The sequence below is a fragment of the Bradyrhizobium sp. MI1.3 genome (assembly GCF_055811695.1).
The window spans coordinates 1-2,157 of the sequence record NZ_JBVVPQ010000189.1 but is presented as its reverse complement, the minus strand read 5'-3'; the positions used below and the strand labels follow the sequence as shown (position 1 = coordinate 2,157).

1 protein-coding gene and 1 pseudogene are annotated in these 2,157 nt (G+C 60.2%); one reads left to right on the top strand and one right to left on the bottom strand.

All coding sequences use genetic code 11. The features are described from left to right. The first annotated feature begins 421 nt into the window (after positions 1-421). Complete coding sequence (locus AC0L3A_RS40530) at positions 422-1,327, top strand: HpcH/HpaI aldolase/citrate lyase family protein (RefSeq protein WP_473256558.1); 906 nt, start codon at positions 422-424, stop codon at positions 1,325-1,327. A gap of 286 nt (positions 1,328-1,613) precedes the next feature. On the opposite strand, the pseudogene AC0L3A_RS40525 reads toward AC0L3A_RS40530, so the two are convergent. After that, positions 1,614-2,157: pseudogene (locus tag AC0L3A_RS40525) on the bottom strand (transposase); the annotation flags it as partial.

Below are 2,157 nucleotides of genomic sequence, written 5' to 3'. Positions count from 1 at the left end.
CGTGCCGGTCCAGCCTGCAAGGCCTAAATAGCCTGAGGCGACCGAAATGAGAAGTCAGTGACGCGAACAGCTTCCGCGCAAAGGCTCTCAAGCCGAGCAATAGTCAAAGCGTATGTTCACCTCTGCCTGGGATAGCTAAGACGTTTACAATAGAGGTTTTCCTACTTCGGCCTCCGTCGCTTGCAACTTGGCCCTGAAGCGAGACCGCCAAGGCGCAGACCGCGGCAACGACGGCGGGCGCCGGCTGACGGCCACGCAAGAGTTGCACGGTGGTGAGTACCTCTTAGTCCTGGTAGGTGCGTGCATCCGCGCCTCGTTTAATATGGGGCTCGTAAATTGGCGGTCGAAAGACGCGCGTTAAGCGGATCCACGCCTCACGAAATGGCATTGGTCTAGGAGAACGGCCATTAGCGGCTCGCTCATGATACATCCGCCTTCACAATCAAAGACGCCGCGTCCGCGCCGAAGCGTCTTGTTCATGCCTGGATCCAATGCGCAAGCCCTCGAAAAGGGACGCAAGGTGGCGGCCGACGCCCTAGTGCTAGATCTTGAAGACTCCGTTGCGCCGGACGTCAAGGCGAAAGCGCGCGAACAGGTAGGCAAAGCGGTCAAGGCCCGCGGCTTCGGCAGGCGCGAGGTGCTGATTCGCATCAACGCGCTGGATACGGCCTGGTGGTGCGAAGATGTGGCTATGGCCGCGCACGCGGGGTCCGACGGCATTTTGGTGCCCAAAATCTCTAGTATGGCTGAGCTCAACAGCGTTGCGGAGCGCCTTGCCGCGAGCGGTCGGGAAGGCTCACTCTCGGTTTGGGCGGTCATCGAGACAGCGTGGGCGGTGTTGCATGCCGAGCAGCTTGCCGCCACCGCGCGCGATCCGAAGATAAGACTCGCGGGCTTTGTGTTTGGGCCGAACGATATTTCGCGGGAGACGCGAATTAGGATGCTGCCGGGGCGTGAGACCATGATCCCGCTGCTAGCTCATTGTATCCTAGCCGGACGTGCGCACGGCGTCGAGATGCTTGATGGTCCCTACAGCGATCTCTGCAATGTCGAAGGGTTTGCCGCGGAATGCCGCCAGGCACGTGATTTTGGGTTCGACGGGAAAGCGCTGATTCACCCGTGCCAGATTGATCCCTGCAATGCCATCTTCACGCCGGCAGTCCAGGAGCTCGCGCAAGCAAGGCGGATCATCCAGGCGTTCGAATTGCCGGAGAACGCCTCGCGTGGCGCAATTCAGGTCGATGGACAAATGGTAGAGCGGCTGCATGCAGAAATGGCCAAACGTACCATCGCGATCGCCGATTCGATTGCCGCGATCGCGGATTAGCGGTCCCGGCCTTCTTCAGCTGCTGCGGCAACATCGGCGCTTCTCAACTGCATCGGAAGCGAGAACGTAGTTGCGTCTCGGCTCATGTCCGCCACTCCGGAGACGCGATCTCCACCAGGTTTGCAGATGTTTTCGGGCGGGGATCGGCCGCTCCGTATTCCTCCGTTGAGGCTTTCAATTACCGATGTGGGTAATTGAAAGCCGTTGAGGGCCGCCTTGTTTGACGGACGCGAACGCTGCAGGTCCTAGCTAGCGGAGCGGCACTATCTCCGGCGCGATCCAGATACGAAGCGTTATCGTTGGGGATGCCATTCGCGAACGAGCCAATGAGGCTCCGCTTGGATTCATCTATCAAAGGTTCGAGCTCGATCTCGGCCCTCTTCGGATCATCGCGTGGAAGCGGTCAACGACAGCGTGGGCATCGGCCAGCATAGGAACGTTTTGTTCGATGACGGCAACCGTGATGGTCTCGGCCTTGGTTAGGTGGTCGCGCTTCGTCGTCATCAACTGCGCTATCGTCCTGGCGGCGGGGACCTTCTGCAATTGTTGACGGCTGATACTCTCGGCGCGTCGCCGTCGCGTGGCCATTCCGCCACCACGCGCAGCGCTCCCTTAAAGCCTTGCCCTCTCAAACGGCGCCAGAGTTCAGCACTGTTGCAATAGCCGCCTGACCACTGTCGCCATATCCACCACCGCGATCTCGCGACACAATGTTGCCCGGGTGCTTCGATAGCCACGCCGGGAACGGTCGCCGTTTCCCCGGTCGGGCAGCAAGGCAACGATCCGCCGACGCTCCAAATCGCACACGATGGTCCGGTACCGACGGTTTC